Raw genomic sequence first — 21,025 nt, 5'->3', positions numbered from 1 at the left:
TTTTTATGTTGGCATTTTGCTTAATAAAGGGTTTCCTACCGGATTTATTCCCTTTTGTAATAGTTCTTTTGCGGCCATCACTGCCCAGCATTTATCACTGGAGTGAATATTTCTGTAAAAAGAAAGTAAAATATCAGGCCTCACAACGGTAAAACCATTGGTTTCTAATGTCTCTAGATCATCTCTTTCAAAGAAATCTATGGTAATTCTGTAAAGTTTTTCATTTTCCAGCTCAACCGTTTTTTCATACCTGCGAAAGTTTTCTTCACTTGGCAGATGGTCATATCGGGTCCAGACTTTCTGGAATCCTTTCTGCTGAAGAATGATAACTACTTCTGCTACATTTTCTTTTTTTACAAAAACATCAATATCCTTGTGGTCATGGGCATGTTTGTATTCCGTATGTCCTTTTTCCGACATAAAATGCCACGCCCAGCCCCCTGATATAATGACTTTATCTTTTAATTGATTTAAAATTTCGAGTCCGAACCGAATTCTGAATTCCGGCCAGACTTCACCGTATCTTTTTATGTTATGTGGTGCTCCCATTTTTTTTGTTTTTAAATGTTTCCTGATTAAACCTTACATTGAAACCTATAAGGTTGTAAGGTATCAGGCTAATTATTTGTCCATTCTCACAATTCTCGGCTGGAATGTTCCCAGAATATCTACCAGCTCACTTTGTGCATTCATCACTTCATTAATATCTTTGTAAGCCATAGGAGCTTCTTCAGCATTTCCGCCCATCAGTGTGACATTCTTAAGCTTCAATTCTTTTTTGATATCATGCTGAGTGAAAAGGCTTCTGCATTCTCCTCTGGAATGTGCTCTTCCTGCACCATGAGATGCGGAGTTCAGAGATCCCGGATTTCCTTTTCCGCGAACAATGAATCCTTTTGCTGTCATTGATCCAGGAATCATTCCTAATTCATTTTCATTGGCAGGCGTAGCACCCTTTCGGTGAACAATCACTTCTTTACCGTTATGGATTTCTTTCCAGGCAAAGTTGTGATGGTTCTCAATTCTGGCTTTTACTCTTCCACCAACGGCTTTTACCAGCCTTCTGTGAATATCATCATGACAGGCTGAAGCATAATCTCCGGCCAGATTCATTGCTGTCCAGTATTCCAATCCAAGATGGGTACTCAAATCCAGCCATGCGAAGTTTTGTGCTTCTTTCGGTAACGGACATTGCTCTGTAGCCATTCTTGAATAATACTGTGCGATTTCCGCCCCCAGGCCTCTTGAACCGCTGTGAGAAAGTATTCCCAGATATTTTCCTTTAGGCAGGCCAATCTGTTCGTCTTCTTCAGTGATTTCCACTTCTCCGAATTCCACAAAGTGATTTCCTCCGCCTGAGGATCCCATCTGTTTGATGGCTTTTCCCTTTAATCTCCTTAAGATCGGGATCATATCGAATGTATCTCTTTCAAATATCTCATGGTCTATGTGAGATTTATGAGTCTCATACATTCCGAATTTTGTGTGTTCGGCAAGCGCTTTTTCATATTTATCTCTTGCTCCTTCAAGATATGAAACGGGTGTATCCAAAATACTGAGGCTCATTCTGCAGCCTATATCCATTCCTACTCCGTAAGGGATTACTGCATTTTCCACCGCCAAGACACCTCCGATGGGAAGTCCATAGCCGCTGTGGGCATCGGGCATTAATGCTCCCTGAGTAGAAATTGGCAGTTTCAAAGCAGTGTATAACTGATTTTTTGCCTCTTCTGAAATGTTGGTACCAAAAATCTGAAAGGAAGCACGCTGTGAATTCAGCATTCTTTTTTCTGTTTTTTTGGATGAAAGCAAGGTTTCTGCAATTTGTCCGAAGGTGAGATCTTTTTCAAATTCTTCCGGATTCAGCAGGATTTCCTTTAAAAGAGATTTTACGTGGTGAATATTCTTCGTTGCAAAATTTCTTTTCATAACTTCCAGGGCTACGTTTACGCTTTGGTTATTTGGATAGCCCAGTTTTAATATATCTTTTTCTTTTAGTTTTAAATTTCCCATTGTTTTTGTTTTAAATAACAGTTGGACTTATAAGTCCTCTAAGCTTTCTGCAATCTCTGTTGCAGACATTGTGCAGGTAACATATTTCCTGCTTTTGATAAGTTTTCTTTGATACGTTTCTTTCCATGGATTCGACTTACATAAAATAGTCTTGTGAATAATCCCTATTACCTTATGCTGTCCCAAATAGGAATCCAGCGCCGCATATTCTTTTTCCAGCTCCAAATCCAGGGGTTTGTAATGGGTAATCATATTGGGTTTTACCCTCAGAGTAAATCTCCGTGGTTCAGTAAATTGGTAGTAGGTTCCGAATATCTTACGGACAGGGTAATAATCTTCTTTCTTTTCAAAGTATTGTCTTTCTCTATCGGTAAGTTCTAATTTTGGATAATTCCAGGAAAATGAAGTAATATACCTGAGCTTCTGCTCTCTTTCTACATATATTTTCCTTCCAAATTTTCTTTTCTTTTTTAGAAATTTTCGGTTATCAGAATACATATAGGTATTGATCTTCTTTAAAATTCCTTCGAAAAAATCTCTGTCTTTGGATTGTTTTACATCATTTCTTACTACAAAGAATCTTACAAATCCTTTTTGATAGGGTTTATCCAATGGCATCAACGGAAGATTTTTTCTTATTTTCCAGAGTTCTCTACTACGTTCGTATTTTGCTCTTATCTGCCTTTCTACATCTTTTCTAATTGTTCTTTTTCTGCTTCTCACGCTTCTCAGGCGGGAGAACAGAAGGTTATCATTTTCCATTGTTCACAGAAGTATGATGTGAGATCATAAATGTTTTTATTTTATCTCACACAACTTTCAATCAACTAAAACACTAGTTGAATGGATTAATAATAGACAATAATAGTTCTGAGTAATATACTTCATCCTATTTTGTCTTTAATGACACTAAAAAAGATTTCGGGGAAACTTGAAGTTTGAAATATTGCGCAATAAAAAACCCGAAATCTCTACGACTTCGGGTTTTGATATTTCATTGTACTGTTATTCTAAGAATGTACCAAACCGCGAAGCCCTACCACCATAAGTGGCAATCCAACTGTAGAATTCTGTTTTGTTCTGAACATTGCTTCGTTGTTTTTTATTGGTTAAACTTGATTTTCAGGTGCAAATATATACATTTTTCTGAAAATCAAAATATTTTTTTTCACTTAAGGTGAATAATGCTGAGAAAAATGGCATCAACAACCTTTGTCATTCTCTTTGTATCGAGGGTTTCCAGAGTGTCTGTGGGTTCATGATAATTTTTATTTCTGAAAAAGGATGAATCAGTGATCATGAGTGCGGGGAAATCAAAACTCCAATAGTTAAGATGATCGGAAAAGTCTATTCCTGCAACAAATTTGGGGGCTGAAAATGTTTCGGTTTTAATCTGCCCTGAACCTTTAAAATTGTTGATAAAGTTTTTTACAAATGGGCCTGCCCCACTGAACTTTTTAACCAGAGTAATAAAATCTCCTTTATCTCCATAAAACCACGAAAGGATTCCTAAAGGAAAGCTCTGCGATCCTTTCTCATCTCTGAAATAGCCGATCATTTCCACGCTGGCCATTCCATACACATCGATATTGTTGTCTTTTAAGTATTTTGCATGGACATAACTTCCCATGTTTTCGGTCCTGAAATAAGGAGGTTCTTCCAATGTGTAGGCTACAAGATCTACTCTGTACTTCAATTTTTGCTCTTTCAACATTCTTGCCAGCTCCAAAAGCGCTGTAACTCCGGTGGCGTTATCATCTGCACCCTGCTGATCTCCACAGACATCGTAATGAGCCCCTATGATAATTCTTTTTTTATTTTCTGTTCCAAAGGAAGTGATTACGTTTTTATATATTTTTCCATCTACTTTATATTCCTGGTAAGCGGTGCTGTCACCATACGTATTAAAAGTCTGATGGATATAGTCTGCAACCGCATTTAGCTGGTCTATATTTTTATAGTTTCTAAATTGCGGTGTTTGGGTAAGAGCTGTTAAATGTTTTCTTACCAAAGAAGTATCTGCCACAATTTTTGAGTCTTGTATGGATATACTTTCGTTTCCAGACGCTAACAGGACAACACCAGCGATAATAAATAAGCCTACAAGAAGAAACAGTTTTTTCCTTGCAGGCTTTATTATATTTTTCAGATTCATAGGTTGCATTTTAATTTCAACCTGAAATTAAAGCTTTTCTGATTATTTTTCTAAAAATCTTTCTAAAATTTCCACTGCGCATTTCGGAAGATTGGTTCCTGGTCCGAAAATAAAATCTGCCCCATTGGCATACAGGAATTCATAATCCTGCTGCGGAATTACTCCTCCCACAACGATGGTAATATCATCTGCTCCCAGTTTGGATAATTCTTCAACAACCTGCGGAACTAATGTTTTGTGTCCGGCGGCTAATGAAGAAACACCTAAAATGTGGATATCATTTTCTACAGCCTGTTTCGCCACTTCTTCAGGGGTCTGGAATAATGGAGCAACATCCACGTCAAATCCCATATCTGCAAATGCTGTGGCTACAACTTTAGCACCTCTGTCGTGACCATCCTGTCCCATTTTAGCGACCATAAGTCTTGGGCGGCGTCCTTCTTCTTCTTCAAATTTCTGAGTCAGATGAAGGGCTTTTTCAAAGTATTCATTTTTACCGGCATTCATTGCGTATACACCAGAGATTGTTTTAATATTTGCTTTATATCTTCCGAATGTTTCTTCCATGGCATCGCTCATCTCACCAAGGGTAACTCTTCTTCTGGCTGCTTCGATGCATAATGCCAGCAGGTTTCCTTTTCCTGTCTTAGCGCTTTCGCGGATTTCGTTCAGGATTTGCTCTACAGCTTCAGTATTTCTTTCTGCTTTGATTGTATTCAGTCTTTCAATCTGTTTTCTGCGAACTTCGGTATTGTCAATGTCTAAGATTTCAATCTGATCCTGCTTCAGTGAGGATTTGAATGAATTGACTCCGATAATGAATTCCTCACCACTGTCGATTTTAGCCTGTTTTTTCGCGGCAGCTTCTTCAATTCTCATTTTTGGAATTCCGGCTTCGATGGCTTTGGTCATTCCTCCTTCCTGCTCTACCTCATCAATATACCTCATCGCCTCTTCAATCATTTGCTGAGTAAGGCTTTCCACGAGGTTGCTTCCACCCATCGGATCTACCACATCACATATTCCGCTTTCCTGCTGAAGAATGATCTGTGTATTTCTTGCAATTTTTGCCGAATAATCTGTAGGAAGGGCGATGGCTTCATCCAGTGCGTTGGTATGAAGAGACTGCGTTCCTCCTAATGCTGAAGATAAGGCTTCAATAGCTGTTCTTGTAATATTATTGAAAGGCTCCTGCTCTGTTAAAGACCATCCTGAAGTCTGTGAATGGGTTCTTAACGCCAGAGATTTTGGATTCTGAGGATTAAACTGTTTTAAAAGGGTTGCCCAGATATATCTTGCAGCACGCATTTTCGCAATTTCCATGAAATGATTCATCCCGATTGCCCAGAAGAAAGAAAGCCTTGGAGCGAAATCGTCTACGTTCATTCCTGCTTTTATTCCTGTTCTTACATACTCAAGACCATCTGCCAGCGTGTAAGCCATTTCAAGTACCGGTGTAGCACCTGCTTCCTGCATATGGTATCCGGAAATGGAAATAGAGTTGAATTTCGGAATGTTTTGAGAAGTATATTCAAAAATATCTGCGATGATCTTCATAGAAGGTGCCGGCGGATAGATGTAAGTATTTCTCACCATGAATTCTTTCAAAATATCATTCTGAATAGTTCCTGAAAGCAGTTCCTGTTTTACCCCCTGCTCTTCTGCCGCTACGATGTAGAAAGACAGAATAGGAAGTACAGCACCGTTCATGGTCATGGATACTGAAATCTGATCCAGTGGAATTTCATTGAAAAGGATCTTCATGTCTTCCACAGAGTCGATGGCTACTCCTGCTTTTCCTACATCTCCTACCACCCTTGAATGGTCGGAATCATATCCTCTGTGTGTTGCAAGGTCAAATGCAACTGAAAGGCCTTTCTGACCTGCGGCAAGGTTTCTCCTATAGAAGGCATTGGATTCTTCGGCAGTGGAAAATCCCGCATACTGACGGATGGTCCATGGCTTCTGAACATACATGGTAGAATACGGCCCTCTCAGATAGGGAGCAATTCCTGGAGAAGTCTGCGTTAATGATTCATCTTTTACATCTTTTTTTTCATAGGATGATTTGAGTTCAAGACCATCTTTTTCAAAATTGTAAATCTCTCTTTCATGAGATGATACACTAAAATCCGGTTTTTTCACAGAAATTGTCTTTCGCATTCCAATTATTTTTGTCCCCGTAAAGTTAATTTTTTTGAACGAAACATGAAACTTATGTTAATATTCTGTTTTACTTTAATTTAGCAAAAGAAAATGGCCGGGCAAATGCCCGGCCATTCTTATTGGTATATCGTCTGCTTATTTTTTGATAAGCTTCGTATTGTAAGTATTTTTATCATCTTTGATAGTGATCACATACATCCCTTTGATTAATGAAGCAACATTAATTCTTTGTCCATCAATCTGTCCTTCCTGAGCTAATCTTCCATCAGCAGTGTAGATTTTATAATCTGCTTTTCCTTTCAGATTTTTAACTTCTACGAAAGTATCTGCAGGGTTCGGGTAAATCGAAATTTCAGATGATTTTACATCTTTTGTTTCGTTTACAGCAAGAGTACCTGTAATTTTCACAGGCAGATCCATTACTGAACCACCTCCTGTTGTAATGTCTCCACATGCACTAGCTAAAGCACCAGTGTTATACTTGGTAACAATTCTCATTCTTAAAAGTTTGTCTCCAGCATATGTTGTTGAAGGTACTGTAAAGTTTTGCGCTCCAAAGCTCACACTTCCTGGAGGGACAAGTCCTGAAACAGTAACTACTCTTTCAGATAGTTCAAATACTCCATTTCTATTGTAATCAATCCAAACAGAAACATTTAAAGGTACATTTGAGCTACTAAACGCTTGTCTTACCACAGGTGTAATGGTGTAGGCTGTTCCCTGAACCAGGTTAACAATCTTACTAGGATCCTCAGATAGATCTTTATATGATCTTAATGAAGGGTCGTCGTAAACAAGGTTAGATACTGTTATTTTTCTGATTGCTCCTACATAAGATGTTCCTGAGTTCATTAAACAGTAATCAATTCCAGTCTTTAAGCCGTTTGTCTTAAATATATAATTATTAGAGAATGTTCCAGGAACACTGTTTACAACAGCAGCAACCTGTACTTCATAATTTGTTTCATCTTCAAGACCTGTTAATATAACCGAATTTGTTGTACTTGTTGTATTTGACCAGTTTGAAGTTCCTTGTTTTCTATAGTTAACAGAATAAGATGCTCCAGGTACACTGTTCCATGAAACTCTTGCTGTTGTTTTAAATACTTCTGTATTTATTGTAGTAAGCCCTGTTGGTGCTGCAGTGGTAGAAGTAGGTGCATCTGCAACAGTAACCTGAGGAGAAACAGCATAGAAAACGTTACCAATAGATGATATTCTCAACTTAATTGGTGTTGTAATGGTGTTTGGCATCTGCACTGTAAAGCTACCTGTATTAGGAGTAGAAGCAACCAAATCTGTCCAGGTTGTACCGTTATCAGAAGTGTAATCTATCTTTACAGTAGGTGAATTGTAAGGAGCTGCATTTGTATTAGCTACTTCCCACTGAATAATGTTATTAGCATTTTTATAAAGTACTGATGATGAGGTAAGTCCGTTAAATTTAAAAGGCCCATCATTACCAATAACCGTATTAACTTCTGAAGAAGACAACATTGGTCTTTGTGCATTTTGATCTCTAACGGTTACAGCATAGCTCAAAGTCCTAGGAACATAAGATACAGTTTCCCAGTTTGGATTTGGATTATTTGCTGCGTCTGTTTTATTGGTAAGAATTCCATTCATCACTAGAGGAAGGCTTGGGAAATACCTTCTTCCACTAGCTGTTCCAAAACGGGATCTAGTCAAAGCACCCTGTGTATTGTATCCCCATCCTGTGTCTCCGGAAATTGAAGCTAGTCCGGTAACACTATTTGTTTGTTCCCAAGTATAATTAACTGCATCTCCTTCTGCATCTGTTGCTGATGCATCAAGATAATAAGCGGTTCCTTTAGGAACTGTATATGATGTAAGCGCTGCTATTACAGGAGGTGTATTATTAGTAATATTTTCTGATGTACCACATGTAGCAGGCTTACCTTCCAAATTTGTTAAAATCTGATCTACGGATTTGTAATGGAAATAGGCATCCGAAGACATTTGAACATTATCGCTTGTAATCCCTGCATATCCCATTATTGTAGTTCCTCCTCCTGGTTCTACATTAACATTACTTCCTTCCGATTTATTTGAAAATGTATGATTTCCTCCTAACTGATGCCCCATTTCGTGAGCAACATAATCGATATCAAAAGAATCGCCACTTGGAACGTTATTAGATGGCGAAGTAAATCCTGATCCCTTACCCGCAGGTACACTAGTGGTTGGATCGACACATATACAACCGATACATCCAGCATTTCCACCTCCTCCTGAAGCACCAAATAAGTGTCCGATATCATAGTTGGCATTGGTTACCTGAGCCGTCATAGCATTCTGAAGTTCCAGATTCCAAGCTCCATCTACACCATCATCAGCAATTGAATAAGGGTCTGTATTTGGATCTGTATAGATAATATTTGGGAAATTCTGAACCAATAATTTTATTCCAAAGTCTTTTTGAAATACTCCGTTCACACGGCTCATCGTATTGTTAATTGCAACCAATGCCGGAGCTCTCTTTTGATCATCTGTAGCTGTGGCTGGTACACCTGCCAAATTCATAAAGTATTGGGTATATTCTCCTGTAACAGAAATTGCTAATCTGTACGTTCTGAATTTTGTACTTGACGGTCGGCTTGTGATTCCTACATTAGAAAGAGTCTTTTTTCCATTGGCTTCTAATGACTTTATGTCTTTTAAGTTCTTTTCGTCCGTAGAGCATTCAAATCCGTGCTCGCTTTCTGTTCTTTTCGTTTTATAGAAAACACCATAAACCTGCTTATCTGTAGTAATAGGTTCTATAAACTGAAATTTCCCGTCTTTGATAATCATCGACTGCATTTCAGTAGGTGCAGTACTGAATCTTACATATTTACCAGGATCATCTACTCCTACACCAACGTAAGAACCCAACTGGTATCTTTCTGCCATAGATTTTTCCATAACAGGATCACTATAAACAGCAAATTTTTCAATTTTTCCCTCCGCAGTTGGTAGAGATACAATAACCGCCTGAGCTCCTTTTCCAGTTTCTACAGCGTCTTTCAGAATATTCCTAAGAGACTGCAAATCAAACCTGTAAGAATACTGAACTTCTACTTCTTTTCTGATCTCTGATGTTCTTTGCGAGGCCGGTTCCCACCTCTGCGCATTAAAGCTGGACAGCCCAGCAGCCAATGCACAAACCAGTAAAATTCTTTTTTTCATAATTACCTAATTAATTTAGAATTAATAAACTTTAAATATCCGGCATAAAAATAAGAATTATAAACAATAACTCCATAAAAAAACCGGTTAATTTTAAAAAAAATAGCCGGTTTGATAAATATTATTCTTTTTTAGAATTATTTCTTTATTCCCATCTCAAATAAAGCAAATGATATAAGATCTGCATTTTCACTAATTACCTGATCTGTTGATCTTCCGGCTCCATGACCTGCATTTTTCTCAATTCTCAGTAGAATAGGATTTTTACATGCCTGTTTCTCCTGAAGTTCTGCTCCGAATTTGAACGAGTGTGCCGGAACTACTCTGTCATCATGATCACTGGTGATGATCATTGTAGATGGATAGCATGTTCCTGCTTTTACATTGTGTACAGGAGAGTAGGACTTAAGGTATTCAAACATTTCTTTGCTGTCCTCTGCAGTACCATAGTCGTAAGACCATCCTGCTCCGGCAGTAAATTTATTATACCTCAGCATATCCAAAACTCCAACTCCAGGGAAGGCAACTCTTGCCAGATCCGGTCTCATGGTCATTGTTGCCCCTACCAGCAATCCTCCGTTTGATCTTCCTGACAACGCCATGTATTCTTTTGAAGTATATCCTTTACTCTGAAGGTATTCTCCGGCAGCGATAAAGTCTTCAAAAACGTTTTTCTTCTGCTGTTTTGTTCCTGCATCATGCCATTTCTTACCATATTCTCCTCCTCCACGGATGTTTGGAACAGCATAGATGCCGCCATTTTCCATCCAGATAGCGTTTACTACAGAGAATGAAGGCTGCAGACTGATATTGAAACCTCCGTAAGAGTATAGAATAGTAGGATTTTTACCATCCAGCTTTGTTCCTTTCTTATAGTTGATCATCATAGGAACTTTTGTCCCGTCTTTTGACGTGTAAAATACCTGTTCTGAAACATAATCATCCGGATTAAACTTCACTTTAGGCTTTTGATAGACTTCAGATTTTCCTGAGTCTACATTAAATTTATAAGTAGTTCCTGGTGTAATATAATTGCTGAAAGAGAAATAAACATCTTTCTCTTTTTCTTTTCCTCCGAATCCTGAAATATTTCCTTTACCGGGAAGTGTAATTTCTCTAACCAGTTTTCCTGTTTTATCAAACTGCTTTACCTGATCGATGGCATCAATCATATAAGTTGCAAAGAAATAGCCTCCCCCGGAAGAGATTCCCAGTACATTTTCTGTCTGTGGAATTACATCTTTCCATGTTGCAGGAGCCGGATTAGCGATTGTAGTTTTTACAAGACGCATATTCGGGGCATCTTTATCGGTAAAAATGAAAAGGTCATCACCTTGTGTATCTACAATGTCAGCATTGATATCAAATCCGCTTACAATTTGTACAAAGTCTCCTCCTTTTTTCAGGTCTTTGATATATAATTCATTACCATTGGTTGCATTAGCTGCAGAAATGATAAGGTATCTCTGGTCTTCAGAAACACCAGCGCTCAGGTATCTTCTTGGTGTCTTTTCACCTCCGAAAATCAGTTTATCCTCAGACTGTTTTGTTCCCAATTTGTGAAAGTATACTTTATGCTTATCCGTCATTCCGGAAAGTACAGTTCCTTCTTTCGGTTTATCATAGCTTGAATAATAGAAACCTTCGTCTCCCTGCCATGAAATTCCACTGAATTTCACATCCAGTAAAGTCTCGTCAATTTGTTTCTTGGTAACAGCATCAATGATGATGATCTTATTCCAGTCACTTCCGCCTTCAGAAATAGAATACGCCGCAAGATTTCCTTTTTTGTTGAATGAAAGATTGGAAAGTGAAGTAGTTCCTTTTTCTGAAAATTTATTAGGATCTAAAAATACTTCTGTAGCATTGGTCTTATTGTTTGTTCTGTACAAAACAGATTGCGCCTGCAGACCGTCATTTTTATAATAATAGGTATAATCTCCTTCTTTGAAAGGTGCTGAAATCTTTTCATAGTTCCAGATTTCCTTCAACTGATTTTTAATTTTATCCCTGAACGGAATTTTAGAAAGGTAATTCTGGCTGTAAGCTACTTCTTCGTCCACCCATTTTTTGGTAGGCTCGGAATCATTTTCCAGATCTCTGAAGGGATCAGAAACGGCGGTACCAAAATAGGTATCTGTCTGGCTTCCTTTTAACGCTTTAGGATAATTCATTTTCTGAGAATAAAAAGATGCTGAAAATAGTACTCCAGCCGTTAACAATATAGGTTTAAAATTCATACTGATCGGTTTTTCTCAAAAATACGTAAAGTATATGAAATAAAAAAAGTCCCGTTATATCGGGACTTTCTATTCTTTATAATCTTATATGGTTATTCATTGGCTCCGAAGCTTTCAAAATAAAAATCGGTAAGGTTGGAAACAATCTCATCCGGGCTTCCGTTCCAGTAATATATTTTATCACCTTCTTTCAGTTCGTATAAGCTGAATTTCTGATCTGTCGTAACGGTTTTATCAGCCTTTTTAAAGTCCTGAACTGCCTGAATTAAATATTTTTTAAGGTCTTCCGTTTTTATTTTTTTCAGATCTCCTTTGGGCCCCGAAGTCAGTTTTGATGGCACCAGGAAGCTTACGGAATAGTTTATTTCTGCAATTTTTTGCCCTTCAACATATTCATTCGGAACTACTTTTACGTCTTTAACGGTAAGTTTTCCGGTTTTAAAGTTTCCAAACATAGCTTTGAAATAATCTTCAGCTTCTTTTTTACAATCTGCGGCCGTAGATTTAGGGAAAGCAGCGAGAAAATTATCTACACTGCCATTGATCATTTCCTGTGAAGTTTCTTTAAAATCCACCTGATAGGCAGTCTGTCCGTCTACTGTAGGTTTTAAATAATCATTAAGTTTATTCAATGCTGTGTCATCATTATTCACAAAAGTTCCAAAGAAGAGTTCAAAGGCTTCTTTAGGTTTTTTTACTTCTGTCTGCGCCATCAGCTGCTGTCCCATCACGGTAAGCAGCAGCAGGAAAATAATTTTGTAGTTTTTCATAGTTAATATTTTGTTTTGTTATTGGAAAAAACAAAGCCCCTGAAAAGTCAGAGGCTTTGTTTTTATTGATTGTAATTTTAATAATTCTCTTCTTCCCCTTTCATCTTCTCTGCATTTTCTGCCATGATTACTGCATCAATCATTTCAGAAATATCACCATTCATATAGGCGTCAAGGTTGTACATAGACTTATTGATTCTGTGATCTGTAACTCTACCTTGCGGGTAATTGTAGGTTTTAATTTTTGCAGAACGGTCTCCTGTAGACACCATAGACTTACGCTGTGCTGCAATATCTCCCTGTACTTTTTGCAATTCGATATCGTATAATTTTGTTCTCAGCATTTCCATTGCCAACTCACGGTTAGCGAGCTGAGAACGAGCCTGCTGGCAAACCACAACAAGTCCTGAAGGCTTGTGGGTAAGCTGAACTTTCGTTTCAACTTTGTTTACGTTCTGACCTCCGGCACCTCCTGAACGGGAAGTCTGCATTTCAATATCTGCAGGATTCAGTTCGAAATCTACTTCTTCAGCTTCAGGAAGAACAGCAACGGTAATGGCGGAAGTGTGTACTCTTCCCTGAGATTCTGTTTCAGGTACACGCTGCACACGGTGAACTCCTGATTCAAACTTCATGATTCCGTAAACACCCTCTCCTTCCACTTTCATGATCAGTTCTTTGTACCCTTTTGCAGCTTCATTAGAATCTGTCACTTCATGTCTCCATCCTTTTGTTTTGAAATACATGGTATACATTCTGTAGATATCTTCCACGAAGATAGCTGCCTCATCACCTCCTGTTCCGGCACGTAATTCTACGATAACGTTTTTGTCATCGGCAGGATCTTTAGGGATCAGCAATACTTTCAGCTCTTCTTCCAATCCCGGAAGTTTAGCCTGAGCTTCCATTTTTTCTTCTTTAGCCAGATCTACCAGATCTCTGTCTGAACCATCTGCAATGATTTCTTCAGATTCTGCGATACTGTCCAAAGCGCCTTTGTACTGGTCATAAACTCTTACAATTTTTCCCAAATCACTATATTCTTTGTTCAAAGAAGAATATCTTTTTTGGTCTGAAATGACATCAGGCTGTATAATAAGGTCTGCCACCTCATTATATCTTTGTTTTATAGCTTCTAATTTTGGAATTAATGATTTAGACATTGTAGAAATTTTGTGGGTGCAAAGATAAGGATTATTAATTCAAAATTAAAATTCCGAATCATCATAAATTTTTGAGCATTAGGGGTAAAAGGACAAACAGTCAAAAAAACTTTCTGACTTATCCTTTTAATCAATACTAGAGATTAATGATTAACAAAGGTTTTCTTATTGAAAACCCTTCCAGAGGCTCAGGGTGACAAGCCGAATACCAACCCAAATTTTTGAGCATTGTCAGACTGAGCCTGTCGAAGCTATTATCAATAAAAGGGATAGGCGAAAAACTTAATTATAAAATGGTGTATGATATTGAATTCAGACTCTAAGATCTTTTGGAGAGTCTTCTGTCTATTACATATAAAATAATTCCTACTGCAATAATTCCTAATCCTATCAGGCTTTCTTTAGGATTATGAATGAATGTAAAATAAAGGATATACATACTGAATAACAGAAAAACAGCCGGAAAAATATGAAAAGCATTAGATTTAAAGATTTTCCTGTCTTTTTTCTTCAGGAAGAAAACCGTTGAGATTGCAAGACTTGCGAAAAGCTGTAAAATAAAAGCAGTATACACAAAAATTTCTTTAAAGCTTCCCGTTAAAATAATGATGGCTGCAATCACGGCATGGGTAAAAACAGCTTTTACCGGAATTCCTTTTTCGTTTCCTGCAGATAAGGGTTCCCAGATGTTGGTATGTTTTGCAAAAGCCTGTGTTAATCTTGAGCCTACCCACAAGTATCCGCTTATGGTTGCCACCAGCTGCAGGGCAATAAAAATATTGACAATCTTTCCGAAAGCCGGCCCCAGCATATTGACCGCTGCTTCTCCCATCACATCTTCTTTTCCTGCCAGCTGATTGACAGGTGCGTGTTTCAGCATAATATAATTCACCAGAATATAGCTTACCGTCACAAAAACAGTTCCTATGATGAGTGATTTGGGGAGGTTTTTCTGAACATCTTTTATTTCTCCGGCGATATAGGATGCGGAATTCCAGCCAGTGTAGGAATAGGTCACAAATACCAGGGAAGTCGCAAAGGCAGGAAGCATAATCTCATTCTGCCAGCTGTCACTGAAATTAAGACTATTGCCCATCTGTGGTGAATTTGAAATCCCTACTCCAAGAATAACCAGTACAATAATAAAAGCTATCTTAATGAAGGTAAAAAAGTTATGAAACCTGCTGGATGTTTTCAAGCTAAATGAAAGTGCGGCCGCAACCAGAAAGATCACAGCTATCGCAAAACCGTTTCCGAAGCTATAATCAAATACCGAAAGATATTTTGACATAGCCAAAGCTGCCAGCGCTACGGGAGAGGAAAATCCTATGATGAGTGAAATCCAGCTTATGAGATATCCGAATATGGGATGATAGGTTTCTTTGAGATAAATAAAATCGCCTCCGTTTCCTTTAAAATGGGAACCCAGTTCTGCGTAACAAAAAGCTCCGAACAAAGCGAGTACTCCTCCGATACTCCACAGCAGGAAAATGCTGTAGGTATTGGTAATATCAGAAAGCTGAAATCCCAGGGTGGTAAAAATTCCGGTTCCGATCATATTGGAAACGACAATGGCTGCGGCTGTTTTCCAGCCAATCTGATGTGAGGCAGTACTCATTTAATGATTAAAAGTTAAAATTAAGCCTTCCGAAGAAATAATTCCCCAAAGTTCCCATCTGCACCGGCGCATATTTGAATACTCCATAATATGAATTTTTATAAATCTGACGGTCCGGGAAGACATCAAATACATTGTTGGCACCTACGGTAAAATTGATATTTTTGTTGATATCATACCCAACGCTGATGTCTGTTACAACTTTTGGAGAAAACTCCTGCACGTCTCCAAAAGGATAACCATCTCTTATTACTTTACCAAAATAGGTATTTCTTACGAGAAAACTGAATTTCCCGATTCCATAATTTAATACTAATGAAGCTTTTGTTTTTGGAGACAGAGTTTCAATGATATTGATCTGATCCGGGCCAAAAAACTGATCCTGAGGTGTTCCTAAGTTTTCAGGAAAATGAAAGTCTGTAATTTTAGTTTCCGTATAGTTTCCGGCAAGATTCATATTTAATTTTCCATTCCCGAGAATCCAGTCATAGGATAGCACTATATCTACTCCTTTCGTTTCTGTATCAATAGCATTGGCGAAGAACCTTCCGCTTTCTACCTTAAACTGATCTAATCTTGGATCTGTAATATTGCTGGTGATCACAATTCTGTCCTTTACTTTGATCCAGTATCCATCTATGGAAACAGTCAACTTATTAAATGGCTTCAGAGTAAATCCTGCACTTGCATTGACTGAGGTTTCCTGTTTGAGTTTATCAAATCCCAGAATTTTAGCGGCTTCGCTATCGTTGCTGAATATTCCTTTGGTCACAATCTTTGAACCGGAAGTAGAAATATCCGCATAGGAATTATTGAAATACTGCTGCTGAAGGGAAGGCGCTCTGAAGCCTGTTCCTACCGCTGCCCTTATTGCATAATTTTTTACAAACTCATATCGTAGCGCAAGTTTTCCATTCAAGGTATTTCCGAAATCCGAATAATTTTCAAACCTGGCAGCGGCATCAATATTGAGTTTTTTATCTAAATCATAAGAAATATCTGCATATACCGCGGTGGAATGTCTGTCTTTTTTTAGTGCATTGTTGGGAGAAAATCCGATAAAGGATTGAGATCCGCCTGCTCCCAACACTGTAGATCCTTCAGTGGCAACGTTTCCACTGACGTCATATTGAGTATAAGATGCTTCGTCACCCGCTTTGATCTGGTATTGCTCAAACCTGAATTCACCACCGAAAGCAATATTGAAGCGGTTTATATTTTTGGAAACATCAAGATTCACCGTATTCTGAAGGAAGCTGTGTGCTCCGGCATAAAAATCTGTTGGTGATTTTGCTCCCAGAGAAGCATTATTGGTATGGCTTACATTATAATTGAAGGTATTGCTCCCGAATGTATTACTTACATCGAATAGCCAGTCATTAACATTATATTTTGCTCCTACAGCATAAGAAATATCATATACCTGAGATCCAAGAATTGCCTGAAAACCATTCGGGTAAATGGATGAAGCCACATTAGACTTTTCACTGGGAAGTCTTCTGAAACCAAACCCTTCTCCTTCTTTAATACTGAAACCTCCGAAAGAATAGAGTTTAAAATTATCATTAAAAGGGTATTCTGAATTGAAAAACAACTGTCCCTGTCTGATCTGGGCATCTCCGATCTGAAAATTAAAATCGTCGCGCGTTAATCCTCTTTTTTCAATTTCTGCATCATCTGCAGCCCTGGCAGCTTTTACGGCTTCAGCGTCACCTGCAAATTCATAAGCGAAATTATCTCCGAAAATATCCAGATCGTGATTTTGCGTTCTTGTGGTTTTTCCTCTGTGGCTTAATTGCAGGGAAAGATTAATATAACCGTCTTTTTTTCCTAATGAAGTTCCATAGTTAACTCCTGCCTGGTAAGTATCTCCATCATTTCTTCCGGTTAATCCGTAGGTAAGACTTGCCGAAGCTCCTGCATTTTTCTTAAGAATAATATTGATGACTCCCGCAATAGCATCAGAGCCATATTGTGCGGCGGCTCCGTCTCTCAGGACTTCAATCCGGTCAATAGCAATAACCGGAATAGTGCTCAAATCTGTTCCTACAGAGCCATTTCCGACGGTATTCTGATAATTCACCAAAGAAGTAGTATGTCTTCTTTTTCCGTTAAGCAATACTAAAACCTGATCAGGACCCATCCCTCTTAAAGTAACAGGGTCAATATGTTCGGTACCATCAGAAGCAGACTGTCTCACTGCATTAAATGAAGGGATCACATAATTCAGGAGATCCTGGGCGGTCATTTGCGGAGAACTTCTCTGGATCTTGTCGATATTGATAACATCTACAGGAACCGGCGTTTCCAGCTTTGTTCTTTTAACATTTCGGTTTCCGACGATGATGATATCTTCGATCTGTTTTCCTTTTTCCTCACTTTCCTGAGCAGCTACGAGAATTGCTCCAAGCAATAGTACAGCTGTGATTAATTTTTTCATGTTATTCCTGCCAATTAATAATACGTACCTGACGGATCTTTCCGCAGATACACAAGACTTCAAGAAATGGAATTCATATAGAGTATTGACTTCACTTATCTCCCCCAAAGGGTTGGAATTAGCACCTTTACACTCTGGAACCGTGCAGGTTGCTAAGGTTTCTCCGGGCCAAATCCCTCCACCTTTCTTGATAAATCTACTGCAAAAGTAGACTATTTTTCTGAACTTACAAAAAAAGGCAAATCTGCTGATCTGCAAATTTGCCTTTATTATTATTCTATGTTTTAGCTTATTGAATCATCATCTTTTGAATGGCTATTCCTGTATCTGATTTCAGCTGTACAAGATACGTTCCTGCCGGATAATTAACCTTCATATTATAAGCTCCATTCTCTTTATCCAGTTTGAAAGTATCCAGTTTTTTACCCGTCATATCAAAAATTGAAATCTCTCCGTTTTTTGCTTTACTGAAAATGAGTTTAGCGATTCCGTTCCGAACCGGATTATCTGCAATCTGAAGGGATAGCTTGTTGACTGCATTGGTATCTACAGTTGACAAAGCGCCCGCATAATTTCCAAAGATTCTGAATTCTCCAGGTTGTAAAGTGATTGGAGCTGTTGTGGAGGCTACATTTGAAATACTGTTGTCCATCAGATTCTGCCATTGACCTGTGTAAGGAAAATAAGGCACGACATTCTGTGCGGAAGTAGTATAATTAGCCAATACGACAACATTCTTTATTCCTGTAGTAATAGCTGCATCGTACACATAAATTCTTGTAATGAGACCATTAGGATCATTCGTAAGGTTATTGGATTCTATACTGTAGGTTTTAGATTTAAAAACCGGATAGGTATTTCTGATATTGATGATTTTAGCCCATGTATCATAAACAGCCTTTCTGTTCGCATTGGTATCATATCCTAAAGTGAATGCCACGGGTTTTTCATCGGTTCTGCATCCGTTGTCTATGGTACCGTTTGCGCATCTGTTGATGCTGAATTCATATCCTAATTCTCCAAACTGCCAGATCATTTTCGGACCTGGAATAGTAAAGAAAGTTGCCCCGAAGGTTTTCATTCTTTCAAGAGCGGTATTCAGGTCTTTCACATTGTAACTTCCGTTTATAGCACCATAGGCAAGATTTTTAAACATCAGTCTCTCTTCATCATGGCTTTCTCCATAACCTACGGCACTCATATTGGTGAAGCCGTGAAGACTGTGATTCATACGGTCGTAGTTGCTGTTTTCCTTATATCCCATCGTATTCTGATTGTAAGGATCTGTCTGCTTATTCCAAAGCATAACACCTTTTCCTTCTGCTATTCTGTAGTTGGCCCATTGCTGTTCTTCCGCATCTGTTCCCAAATGTTCAAAGATCATATAAGAGTTGGGATCAATAGCCCATTGCCTGTCTGCGTAATGCTTCATAATATCCACTCTGTCCTGCTGATAGGCATTGGTACAGGCTTCATCATTTTCGGAACAGCTTTGTGTAAATCCTTTTGTCAAATCCCAGCGGAATCCGTCTATGTGATATTCAGTCAGCCATTGCTCAAGACATCTCTCAACGTAATATTGCGTTGAAAGGCTTGTATGGTTAAAATCATTAAATACGTTGTATGAATGTTTCGGAACCTGATTGAAGTAAGGATTGTTGGCCGCAACATCGCCATAGCCATCGCCATCCGGATCTACATTCCAGAGTCTTACCAGAGGAGAACGTCCTGTAGCGTGATTAAATGCTACATCCAGAATGACTGCAATTCCGTTCTGATGGCATAGATCTACAAATTCTTTGAATTTTTCGGGAGTACCATAGGCTTTGTCCAATGCATAATGGAAGGAAGTATTGTATCCCCATGAAAGATTTCCATCAAATTCCATGATGGGCATTAATTCTATGGCATTGATTTTTAAGTTTTTTAAATAAGCAATTTTATCGATCAATGACTGCCAGTTCTTTTCCTGTGTAAAGTCTCTCAATAGTAATTCATAGACTACAAGATCCTGTTTCGCAGGTCTTTGAAAATTGGTAACCTGCCAGTTATAAGCGGTCTGACCTGTTTTAAATGTTGACACTTCAAAGCCCTGTCCGGCAGGAAATGCAGGCAAGTTTGGATAGGTAGAAGCCGAAATCCATGGATCATCATAGGAAGATAAGATTTGCGGCGAATAGGGGTCTGCTACTTTTCTTAAATCATTGGTTCTGTATTGGAAAGTATTGAGCTGCTGAGGGGTAATTCCATTGAGCTCAATCCAGTACAGATCAGGATTTGTGGTATCTTTATTCATCAGATATGTATCATTCACCGTCCAGTTATTGAAACTTCCTATAACATGTACAAAACTTTTCCCCGGAGCATATAAAGCCAATCCCACCCTGGTAGGATCTGCCGGATCATAATTAATTCCCTGCCTTATCCAGTTTGGTATTGACTGGGACACTACATTTCTTGGAACCTGCACAATGAATGCCGCAGCCTTGGAATTGGTTCCCTGTGTTGCCACAAGTTCCATACTGGCATCCTGAGTGACTGTATAACTGTAAGAATAAGATTGTGAAGGAGTTGTTGTAGAATTGATAACAGTTCCGTTTGCTTTTAACTGAAATGTTGCATTGGTACTGGTTGTAGCAGTAATAGTAATGGAATTTCCTACAGGAACCGAAGTGAGGCTGTTTACTAATGGATTTGTAAGCGTTAAGCTTAAAGTACCTACGTTTACAAAAATATCAGGTAAAGTCTGGTGTGATCCCGTCTTATCTTTTAATAAAAAACCAAACCTTCCGATCCCTGTTCTTCCAAAAAAAGCTGTGGGAGTAAAAGTAAGTGAATAACTGTCTGTTACCGCATTATAATTCAGCTTATTCAGGTCATTGGAATTGTTCCAGCTTCCATTGGTAGGACAATCCTGACTATTCTGATAATTGGTATCAAACGACCATGTCCAGATGTAAATGGCATTATTGGAAACTCCCCATGCAGATTCGTCAATCTGATCTCCCGGAACCGTAAGCGTAACAGCATCAGATTCATTGAATGGATTGGGAGAAATCGTATAATTGATCTGCCCGAAAACACTCAATGTAATCAGCAGAAAAACAACAGAATAAAACTTTTTCATTTATTATTTTTTATCGAATATAGTATAAATTTTTCTTCATAACGAGTATTTTCATCGCTGTACATCAAATATTTCATTTACAGAAGAAAAAAAACTTTACGCGGCCCTTCAAAAACAAATTCGAATATCTCCGGAAAGTCTGAG

Annotated in this window: 12 protein-coding genes and 1 riboswitch; all 12 genes read right to left on the bottom strand. The window is 38.4% G+C overall.

Annotated features, from left to right (window positions below; genetic code table 11):
- Nucleotides 1-3: 3 nt before the first annotated feature.
- The gene (locus tag BW946_RS06455; protein ID WP_076595384.1) at nt 4-549 is read right to left on the bottom strand and encodes a hypothetical protein; all 546 of its coding nucleotides are present in this window, start codon (nt 547-549) and stop codon (nt 4-6) included.
- A gap of 72 nt (nt 550-621) precedes the next feature.
- Entirely contained in the window at nt 622-2,013 is a 1,392-nt protein-coding gene (locus BW946_RS06450; protein ID WP_076595383.1) for an RtcB family protein, read from the bottom strand.
- Between the two features lie 27 nt (nt 2,014-2,040).
- Entirely contained in the window at nt 2,041-2,775 is a 735-nt protein-coding gene (locus tag BW946_RS06445; protein ID WP_076595382.1) for a hypothetical protein, read from the bottom strand.
- A 406-nt stretch (nt 2,776-3,181) separates the two neighbouring features.
- On the bottom strand, nt 3,182-4,168 hold the full coding sequence (locus tag BW946_RS06440) for a M28 family peptidase (RefSeq protein WP_076595519.1): 987 nt from the start codon (nt 4,166-4,168) through the stop codon (nt 3,182-3,184).
- A gap of 42 nt (nt 4,169-4,210) precedes the next feature.
- Nucleotides 4,211-6,331 (bottom strand): methylmalonyl-CoA mutase, encoded by a 2,121-nt coding sequence (gene scpA / locus BW946_RS06435; RefSeq protein ID WP_076595381.1) that lies wholly within the window; start codon nt 6,329-6,331, stop codon nt 4,211-4,213.
- A 138-nt stretch (nt 6,332-6,469) separates the two neighbouring features.
- Complete coding sequence (locus BW946_RS06430) at nt 6,470-9,523, bottom strand: reprolysin-like metallopeptidase (RefSeq protein ID WP_076595380.1); 3,054 nt, start codon at nt 9,521-9,523, stop codon at nt 6,470-6,472.
- Between the two features lie 137 nt (nt 9,524-9,660).
- Entirely contained in the window at nt 9,661-11,763 is a 2,103-nt protein-coding gene (locus tag BW946_RS06425) for a prolyl oligopeptidase family serine peptidase (RefSeq protein WP_076595379.1), read from the bottom strand.
- A 92-nt stretch (nt 11,764-11,855) separates the two neighbouring features.
- The gene (locus tag BW946_RS06420) at nt 11,856-12,533 is read right to left on the bottom strand and encodes a hypothetical protein (RefSeq protein ID WP_076595378.1); all 678 of its coding nucleotides are present in this window, start codon (nt 12,531-12,533) and stop codon (nt 11,856-11,858) included.
- A 77-nt stretch (nt 12,534-12,610) separates the two neighbouring features.
- On the bottom strand, nt 12,611-13,696 hold the full coding sequence (gene prfA / locus BW946_RS06415; protein WP_076595377.1) for a peptide chain release factor 1: 1,086 nt from the start codon (nt 13,694-13,696) through the stop codon (nt 12,611-12,613).
- Between the two features lie 319 nt (nt 13,697-14,015).
- Nucleotides 14,016-15,314 (bottom strand): APC family permease, encoded by a 1,299-nt coding sequence (locus BW946_RS06410; RefSeq protein WP_076595376.1) that lies wholly within the window; start codon nt 15,312-15,314, stop codon nt 14,016-14,018.
- A gap of 7 nt (nt 15,315-15,321) precedes the next feature.
- Nucleotides 15,322-17,754: a TonB-dependent receptor plug domain-containing protein gene (locus BW946_RS06405; RefSeq protein WP_076595375.1), complete on the bottom strand. Its 2,433-nt coding sequence runs from the start codon at nt 17,752-17,754 to the stop codon at nt 15,322-15,324.
- Between the two features lie 92 nt (nt 17,755-17,846).
- A riboswitch (SAM riboswitch) is annotated at nt 17,847-17,951 on the bottom strand.
- 92 nt (nt 17,952-18,043) lie between these two features.
- A complete protein-coding gene (locus BW946_RS06400) occupies nt 18,044-20,881 on the bottom strand; it encodes an alpha-amylase family glycosyl hydrolase (protein ID WP_076595374.1) in 2,838 nt (945 codons plus the stop codon).
- Nucleotides 20,882-21,025: the final 144 nt, after the last annotated feature.

Source organism: Chryseobacterium sp. RU33C (assembly GCF_900156015.1).
GTDB classification, from domain to species: Bacteria; Bacteroidota; Bacteroidia; order Flavobacteriales; family Weeksellaceae; genus Chryseobacterium; species Chryseobacterium candidae.
The sequence above is the reverse complement of the archived record's forward strand: the minus strand, read 5'-3'. Positions and strand labels throughout refer to the sequence as shown.

Coding starts and splice junctions, on each gene's coding strand:
- scpA (WP_076595381.1), bottom strand. CDS start 6,331: ATGCGAAAGACAATTTCTGTGAAAAAACCGGATTTTAGTGTATCATCT.
- BW946_RS06430 (WP_076595380.1), bottom strand. CDS start 9,523: ATGAAAAAAAGAATTTTACTGGTTTGTGCATTGGCTGCTGGGCTGTCC.
- BW946_RS06450 (WP_076595383.1), bottom strand. CDS start 2,013: ATGGGAAATTTAAAACTAAAAGAAAAAGATATATTAAAACTGGGCTAT.
- prfA (WP_076595377.1), bottom strand. CDS start 13,696: ATGTCTAAATCATTAATTCCAAAATTAGAAGCTATAAAACAAAGATAT.
- BW946_RS06420 (WP_076595378.1), bottom strand. CDS start 12,533: ATGAAAAACTACAAAATTATTTTCCTGCTGCTGCTTACCGTGATGGGA.
- BW946_RS06445 (WP_076595382.1), bottom strand. CDS start 2,775: ATGGAAAATGATAACCTTCTGTTCTCCCGCCTGAGAAGCGTGAGAAGC.
- BW946_RS06400 (WP_076595374.1), bottom strand. CDS start 20,881: ATGAAAAAGTTTTATTCTGTTGTTTTTCTGCTGATTACATTGAGTGTT.
- BW946_RS06425 (WP_076595379.1), bottom strand. CDS start 11,763: ATGAATTTTAAACCTATATTGTTAACGGCTGGAGTACTATTTTCAGCA.
- BW946_RS06405 (WP_076595375.1), bottom strand. CDS start 17,754: ATGAAAAAATTAATCACAGCTGTACTATTGCTTGGAGCAATTCTCGTA.
- BW946_RS06455 (WP_076595384.1), bottom strand. CDS start 549: ATGGGAGCACCACATAACATAAAAAGATACGGTGAAGTCTGGCCGGAA.
- BW946_RS06410 (WP_076595376.1), bottom strand. CDS start 15,314: ATGAGTACTGCCTCACATCAGATTGGCTGGAAAACAGCCGCAGCCATT.
- BW946_RS06440 (WP_076595519.1), bottom strand. CDS start 4,168: ATGAATCTGAAAAATATAATAAAGCCTGCAAGGAAAAAACTGTTTCTT.